At 70.0% G+C, this 8,279-nt stretch carries 3 protein-coding genes and 1 pseudogene; all 4 read left to right on the top strand.

Features of this window, described 5'->3' with window-relative positions; genetic code table 11:
- Positions 1–229, top strand: a pseudogene (locus VF794_RS18275) (acetyl xylan esterase); the annotation flags it as partial.
- Between the two features lie 401 nt (positions 230–630).
- Complete coding sequence (locus VF794_RS18270; RefSeq protein WP_331112122.1) at positions 631–1,668, top strand: NAD(P)-dependent alcohol dehydrogenase; 1,038 nt, start codon at positions 631–633, stop codon at positions 1,666–1,668.
- A gap of 188 nt (positions 1,669–1,856) precedes the next feature.
- Positions 1,857–3,956 (top strand): PKD domain-containing protein, encoded by a 2,100-nt coding sequence (locus VF794_RS18265; protein WP_331112120.1) that lies wholly within the window; start codon positions 1,857–1,859, stop codon positions 3,954–3,956.
- A gap of 26 nt (positions 3,957–3,982) precedes the next feature.
- Positions 3,983–8,098, top strand: coding sequence for a multicopper oxidase domain-containing protein (locus VF794_RS18260; protein WP_331112118.1), 4,116 nt, complete (start codon positions 3,983–3,985; stop codon positions 8,096–8,098).
- Positions 8,099–8,279: the final 181 nt, after the last annotated feature.

Genomic DNA, 8,279 nt, shown 5'->3' with positions numbered 1-8,279 from the left:
GCTGAACGACTTCTACCCGGAGAAGCGCGCGCACTGGACGCGCATCCAGCAGTACGTCTCCGAAATGGTCGAGGAGGTGCGTGCCGCGGGCTACACGAACGTCCACTACTTCGCCCACACCCCCATCGGGAGCGAGCCGTTTGGCGAGGACTGGCACCCCACCGCGGAGAGGCACCAGAAGATGGCCGCCGAGCTGGAGGACTTCCTCCGGCTCAAGGGACTCCTCTGAGCCGACCGCCTCATGAGCCGACCGCCTCAGCGCTTCACTTTGTACCGCAGCCAAAGCATGTCGCCCTTGCGCCTCTCGATGGAGACCAGCTCGAGGGCGATGGAGTGCCGATGCCACCGTCCGCGATAGGAGACGCCTTTGGACGGAAGAAAGGCCAGCCTGTCCCCTTGAGGCTCAAGCAGCCCGCCTCGGACTGACAGCCAACTGGCCTCGTCACAACCGGCACGGGGGCGCTCTCTCCACGTGGAGGGAGAGTGAGGGCCTGACTCTTCCCTCAACGACAACGGTGCCGCGCAACGGATTGATTCAGGGCCCGATCACCGGGCCATCCATCCCGTCAATGGTTACCCTAATCATACAGGCACGGTGCGAGCGCCCCATCGGCTCGAAAGGAAGCGCTCATGAGAGCCGAAGGGCAGCACGCCGCGATGGACGGCGACGCGAACAGTCCGGTGACGGCGGAGAGCACGATGCGGGCAATCGTGCAGGACACGTACGGCTCCGCCGACGTCTTGCGCCTCGCGCGGCTCCCCCCACCCAAGGTCGCCGACAACGAAGTGCTCCTCCGAGTGCACGCGGCGGGTCTCGATCGGGGTACGTGGCATCTGATGACGGGCCGGCCGTATCTGCTCCGCCTCGGTTTCGGAATCCGCGGACCGAGGAACCCCGTGCCCGGGCGAGATGTCGCCGGCACGATCGTCGCGGTCGGTTCGGCGGTGACCCGGTTCTCCGCGGGTGATGAGGTGTTCGGCATCGGCCACGGTTCCTTCGCCGAGTACACCGTGGCCCGAGAAGACAAGCTCGCCCGCAAGCCGGTGAACGCCACCTTCGAGCAAGCCTCGGCGGTTCCGGTGTCAGCGCTCACCGCCCTGCAGGGGCTGTGCGACGTCGGCCGTGTCGAGCAAGGGCAGAAGGTGTTGATCACCGGTGCGTCGGGCGGCGTCGGCACCTACGCCGTGCAACTGGCCAAGGCCCTCGGGGCGGAGGTCACCGGCGTGTGCAGCACCCCGAAACTCGAGCTGGTGCGCTCCCTCGGTGCAGACCATGTCATCGACTACACCCGAGACGACTTCGCCGAGGGTGCGCACCGCTACGACCTTATCCTCGACATCGCGGGGAATCCCTCACTGTCACGGCTGCGTCGAGCGCTCACGCCCACCGGGACGGCCGTCATCGTTGGCGGCGAGGAAGGCGGCGACTGGACGGGGGGTATCGACCGACAGCTGCGGGCCCTGGCCCTCTCGCCCTTCGTGCGCCAGCGACTGACCAATTTCATCTGCAAGGAGCGCTCGAGCGACCTCGAACGGCTCACCGTCCTCATCGAGGCGGGCAAGGTGACGCCGAGTATCGACAGAACCTACTCGCTGGAGCAGGTGCCGGAGGCCATGCGCTACCTCGAAGCCGGGAAGGCACGAGGAAAGATCGCCATCACGCTCTGAGCGACCCTGGCGTCCCGTGCACGCCCAAGCCGGCCTACCCTCCGGGACAAGATGGATGCTCACCCTTGAGCATCCGCTCCCCGCGCACTGCCCATTTCCCGTCGCGGGTGCGCCGGGCCCTTGGCGCCACCCGGCAATGTCCCTATTTCCCCGCCGACTTGGGCAGGAGCATCCACGAGGGGGGATGGATGGCGAGAGCGGAGAAGCGTCCTGTGTGGGCGTGGGTGGCCCTGGTGACGCTTGGGGTGCTGGGCATGGGGCTGGGGGCGCACGCCGCGCATCCGGGAGGCAGCCACCTGACGACGGTGGGGCCCATCGACCCGAGCAATGGCTTTCCGGTGTGGTACCGGGACGCCAATGGCGTGAGCACCGAGCTGTGCCTGGAGCCGCGCAACCCGCTGTGCGGCTTCGCGCCCGGAGACGTGCCCCAGCCGGATGCGCCGCTGACGGTGCCGGGCAACTTCCCACATGAGGCCTTCTGGATGCTGGCCGGCGCGGAGATGGACACGGCCGGCGGAGGCCGGGCGCGCCTGACGCTGGCCCTGGAGGCGGCATTCGCCCGGGACGAGGCCATCGCCGGAGACCAGATCAGTTTCGGGCGCATCCGCATCCGGGTGGACAACCTGCGGCCGGGCGCCACCTACCGCGTCACCCACCCCTACGGCGTGGATGTCTTCACCGTGGAGGCGGGGGAGGACGCGGAGCGCGGCATCAACTTCACCGAGGACATCGGCGGCCCCGACTTCGCCGAGGCGCTCAAAAGCCGCGTGGGCCCCTTCCTCACCTGGGCACCGCCGTCCTCCGCCCCCCCGGGCTACCTCGGCAACCCCGACGTGCCACACGTCATCACCGGCAGCCCCTTTGGCACCAACCTCTTCCGCATCGAGGGGCCGGGCGTCGGCGCGCCGGGTTCGTCCTTCCTGTGCCGCCCCCCCAGCACGGACTGCATCCAGACGAACCTCTTCTCCCTGATGGGCAAGCGGGCCACCCGCGCGGGCGTCGGGGTGGTGCGGGCGACGTACTCGCGCACACCGGCCACCGGCGCCCTGGTCGACGTATTCGCCTTCTCCCAGCCGGGGCAGACCCTGCACCTGCGCGGCCCGGGCGTCCGCACCACACCGCTGGCGGGGAACACGGCGGGGCAGTACTTCGCGCGGCTCGGACTGGAGAGCGCCGCCGTGCCGGCCTCCGTCGACGTCGTCAACGTGTCGGACGAGCCGGACATGGCGGTGTCCGTCAAGCCGGTGGACCTCGTGAGCATCGGCCGGGCGGAGTACGACACCGCCACCCGGGAGCTGCGCATCGCCGCGCGCTCGAGCGACGAGGTGGAGCCGCCCGTCCTCACGGCCGAGGGCTGGGGGCCGCTCACCGCGGGCTCGCTCGTGGTGGCCGGCGTGAGCGTGGCGCCGCCCTCGGTGAGGGTGGGCTCGTCCCGGGGAGGCTCGGCCACGCTGCCCGTCACCGTGGTGGGACCGCGCAGCGAGCCGCTGCCCTCGCGGGCCGTCGCGGGGCCCGACCAGTCCGTGCAGCAGGGCCAGGCCGTCGTCCTCGACGGCACGGGCTCCTCCGGAGACCTCACCGGCTTCTCCTGGAGGCAGACCGCCGGAACGCCCGTGACGCTGTCGGGGGCCACGCTGGCCACGGCCTCCTTCACCGCGCCGGGCGTCGCGGGGGCGCTGACCTTCGAGTTGACGGTGAGCGGGCCTGGCGGGACCTCCACCGACACGGTGACGGTGACGGTGCTCCGGGCGACGGCGCCAGTGGCCCGCGCGGGCCCGGACCAGACGGTGGTGCAGGGGCGCACCGTCACCCTCGATGGCTCGGCCTCCACCGGCGCGGCGAGCTTCCAGTGGCGCCAGACGGCGGGCGTCACCGTCGTCCTCACCGGAGCGACGACGGCCCGGCCTACCTTCACCTTTCCGGCCCAGGACACGGTGCTCGTCTTCGAGCTGACCGTGAGCGGCCCGAGAGGCCGCGCCCGCGACACCGTTCGCGTCTCCCGCGTCCGGGACACCCTCACGCCCACGCTCGTCGAGTTCCGCACCGGCCCCCAGGAGTGGCGAGTGACGGGCACCGCCACCGTCGTGGGGCCGGACAACACCGTCACCCTCTACGTGGGGCCTACCCCGGGCGGACAGGTGCTGGGCACCGCACAGGTGGACGCGCTCGGCAACTGGAGCTTCCGCGAGCGTGACTCCACCCAGCCCCCCAACGGCACACGGACCGTGAGCCTCCAGTCGAGCGCGGGGGGACAGGCCCTCGCGGTTCCGGTGAGGGTGCGCCGCTAGCCAGGAGCCCTTTTTCGGTGAGGACAATGAAATACAAAATCACGGCGCTCCAGGTAGTGGTCTATTTCAACAGGGAAGGAGACCACGACCACAATGGGCTCATGTTCGCCCTCACGGCCAACGTCCCCATCCTCAAATACATCCAGGCCCTGGGACGGGTGGGCCTGCCACCGAGCCCTGGGCAGTCCGAGACGCCGGAGCAGTGGTATGCCCAGGCGAAGGCCCGTGCCGACGAGATTGGCGTCGAGCTGCCTTCCAGTCCCGAGGAGGCCCGCCAACCGCACCCCCTCGTGCGCCCGCTCGTGCTGCGTGCCCGGAAGGGCGAGCGCGTCCAGGTGGAGCTGCGCAACGACATCCGGAATCGCCAGGTGGGCCTGCACCTCGTCGGTGACGGCTACGACGTCAGGTCGGACGATGGCGCCCATGTCGGGCGCAACCCCTCCAGTCTCGTGGGCCCCGACGAGCGCCGCACCTATGAGTGGTGCTGCGACCACGAGGGCGTCTTCCCCTTCCACGATGGCGGGAACTTCTCCGGGGGCGAAGACGGCACCCACGCGCACGGCCTCTTCGGCGCCCTGATCGTGGAGCCCGCGGGGTCGCGCTGGCGTGACCCGGTGACGGGCCGTCTCTCGGAGGATGCACACGGCGTCCGGGAGCTGGATGGGCTCTACCTGGATGTGCTGCCCCCGGGAGTGCCCGACACGTGCGCCCCGTCGAACACCACCCTGGATGACCACGTGTGGCCGCCGCCCGTCGAGCACCCCGACTTCGACACGAAGGCCCACCGCGAGTTCGTCATCTTCTTTCACGACGAGCCCGAGTTCGTACCGCCCCATGGTGCCATGGAGCCCCATCCCTGCGAGGGCGAGGACACCGGCGGGCACCCGGAGGGGCGGATGCATCCCGGCGCGCCCGCGGGCGGCGCGACGGGGCACGGCGGGCACGGGGACTTGATGCCCATCATGCCCGTCTCCTACCGCGCCGAGCCGATGATCAACCGCGAGCGCATCCTCTGGCGGCTCCTGCGCGAAGGCCACGTCCTCCAGCGGCCCATCCTCAACGAGGAGCAGCACCACAGCTCCTGGATGTTTGGCGACCCCGTCACGCCCATCCTCAAGGCCTACATTGGCGATCCGGTCCGCATCCGGCTCATCCACGCGGCGGTGAAGGAGACGCATGTCTTCCACCTGCACCTCTACGAGTGGCATACCGTGCCGCAGGACCCGAACTCTCCGCGCATCGACGCCATCTCCATCGGCCCGCAGACGGCTCACACCATCCAGCCCCTCTGGGGCGCGGGCAACCGCCACCAGGTGGCGGGCGACGTCATCTGGCACTGCCACCTCTACCCCCACTTCCACGAGGGGATGTGGGGCATGTTCCGCACTTTCGATACGCTCCAGGAGGGGACGGACGGCCCCCCGCTCCAGAGCGAAGACCCGCGCTACGCCGGGCGGCGCATCGGCCGCTACCCGGACGGCACGCGCATCGAGAGGCTCCTGCCACTGCCGGACCCCGACCGTCCGCCGCCGCCCCGGCCCACGCCGACGAAGCCGGGCTACCCGCTCTACATCCCTGGCGAGGTGCGCCAGAAGTCGCCGGTGCCGCCCTGGCCGTACGCGGACAGGCCCATGCCCGGCGACCTCGACTACCGACCCGAGCCCACGCAGCTCGAGCGCGAGGCCTTCAATCCGACGCCGGTCCCCGGAGAGCTCTTCACCCGCCGCCCGTTGAGCGTGCAGCAGACGGAGGAGTACGAGGCCAACCCCCGGTTCGGCACCTGGAACGGCCCCAGGGAGGTCCAGCGCGACGTCGTCGTGGCGATGCGTCCCATCGTCTACAACAGCCAGGGCTGGCACGACCGGCACGGGCACCTCTTCTACCTCGCCGCGGAGGGTGACCCGGCCACACGCCCCGGCCCCCGCGAGCCGCTCTTCTTCCGCGCCCAGCACGGCCAGATTCTCAACCTCACGCTCTCCAACCAACTGCCGCGCACCATTCCCGCGACGGAGTTCGATCCCCCCTTCCCTCCTTGCGCGAAACTCCCGTGGGAGGGCGAGTGCGGCCTGCACGTGCACATGGTGAAGTTCGACCCCATCTGCGGCGACGGCGCGAGCGTGGGCTGGAACTACCTCAGCGGAGCGAGCTTCGGGAAGAAGATGGTCTACCGCTGGTGGGCCGACAGGGAGTTCGGCACCATCTTCTTCCACGACCACCTCTTCGCCAACTACCGCCAGAAGCACGGGCTGTTTGGCGCGCTCCTCGTCGAGCCCATTGGCGCGAAGGCCTTCCACCCCTTCGAGCCGGAGCAGGAAATCGTGAGCGGCCAGCAGGCCAGGATCCAGCTCCCCTCGGACGTGCGGGGCGAGAGGTGGTTTCGGGAGTTCTGCATCGCCATTGGCGACCACATCCCCATGTGGGACCGGGACGGACGGCCGCTCAATCCGCCGGCGCACCCCGGGGGACATGGCGACCAGGGCGTCATGGGGTTGAACTACCGCAACACCCCCATTCGCGAGCGCACCGGCGACCCGGCGTACTGGTTCAGCTCCCGGCAACATGGCGACCCCGACACCACCGTCTTCCACACGTATGAGAATGAGCCGCTCTGGATTCGCCTCGTGCAGGGCTCTCACGAGGAGCAGCACAGCTTCCAGATTCATGGCATGCGCTGGCGGCGCTTCCGGGCCAACCTCGACTCGTCGATCCGCGCCCAGCAGACGCTGGGCATCTCCGAGGCGTTCACCTTCATCAACAACGAGCCCTTCGGGGCGGGCGACTACCTCTACAAGCTGTCGGCCGCGGACGACCTGTGGCTCGGCTGCTGGGGGCTCATCCGCGCCCTGCCAGGGGATGCCCGGAGCGGGGCGGGCCAGGACCTGTTGCCGCTCGAGGCGGACGCCGGAGCCCCGCGAGCCGCGGACAGCGACGCGCCCTCCGACCTCCCGGTGCGGCGCTTCCGGGTCATCGCGGAGCCTCGACGGCTGGTCTACCGCGAGCCGGACCTCGTCGATCCCTTCGGGCTCGTCTATCGCCTCGTCTCCGTGCAGGGGCCTGGCGAGCAGGCACCCTGCCCCGTCGAGTCGAACCCCGACGAGCCGCTCGTCCTGCGCTGCCGCGAGGGGGAGCAGGTCGAGGTAACGGTGGAGAACCGGCTCCCGCCCGGCCTGCGGCCCGAGCCCTTCGCCCCCGAGGTCCCCGTTGAGAAGGACGACCGCCGCGTCTCCCAGCAGGTGTCGCTGCACGCGGACCTCGTGCGGTACGACGTCACCCACAGCGATGGGGCCAACGTCGGCTTCAATCCTCCTCAGACGGTGCTGCCCGGCCAGGAACTCACCTACGTGTGGCGCGCCACCCGGCCCCCCAGCCCCAACGTCAACGCCGGGGAGCCGCTCGGCCCCGTCCTGCTGCAGGACATGGCGGACTTCCGCCACCACCGCCACCATGGCCTCATCGGCGCGCTCATCATCGAGGCGCCCCGCGCCACCCCCTACGCGGTGGAGGCGGGCGCGGCCACCGCGGCCCCGGACGCGCCCGAAGCCTGGTACGGCGCGCGGGCGACGATCGTCCAGGAAGGGGAGCGCTCCGAGGAGGTCGTCCTCCTGATGCAGGACGGGCTGCGCCTCTACCTCCATGGGAACGTGAACTTCCCGCTGCCAGATGAACCGGGCGAGGGCCCCAACGCGGCCGATCCGGAGGACCAGGGACAGAAGGGCTTCAACTACCGCAGCGAGCCCATCGGGCCCCTCTTCAGTCCGACGGGCGGCGAGTACTCGCTGGCCAACCCGGCCCCCGCCACGCCGGTCTGGTGCGTGCCGGTGGGCAGGCAGGTGCGCTTCCACCTCGTCGGAGCGCTCGACAAGCCGCGCAACCAGAGCTTCACCCTCCACGGGGTCACCTGGCCGGAGTGGCGCTTCCTCTCGCCCACCGGAGAGCCCCGGGTCTCCTCCGAGTCCGCCATCAGCTGCGGCACGGCGCGGACCTTCGAGTTCACCCCCCTGCATCCAGGTGACTACGCCTATCGCAGCGGCGTGACGAAGTGGGCCCTCGCGCAGGGGATGTGGGGGCTGCTGCGGGTCGTCCCCGACGTCCAGGACAACAAGCGGCGCCGGACTCGGCACAGGGGGTCGGACGACTCGTAGGGGACGAGGTGTCGGAATGAATCCTTTGACACCTTCCCCGGATTGTCTGCGCCGTCGGACCGATGCTGAACGACTTCTACCCGGAGAAGCGCGCGCACTGGACGCGCATCCAGCAGTACGTCTCCGAAATGGTCGAGGAGGTGCGTGCCGCGGGCTACACGAACGTCCACTACTTCGCCCA

The sequence above is a fragment of the Archangium sp. genome (assembly GCF_036389735.1).
In the GTDB taxonomy this organism is placed as follows: domain Bacteria; phylum Myxococcota; class Myxococcia; order Myxococcales; family Myxococcaceae; genus Archangium.
Note: the sequence above shows the minus strand (reverse complement) of the source record. Positions and strands in the feature narration are given on the sequence as shown.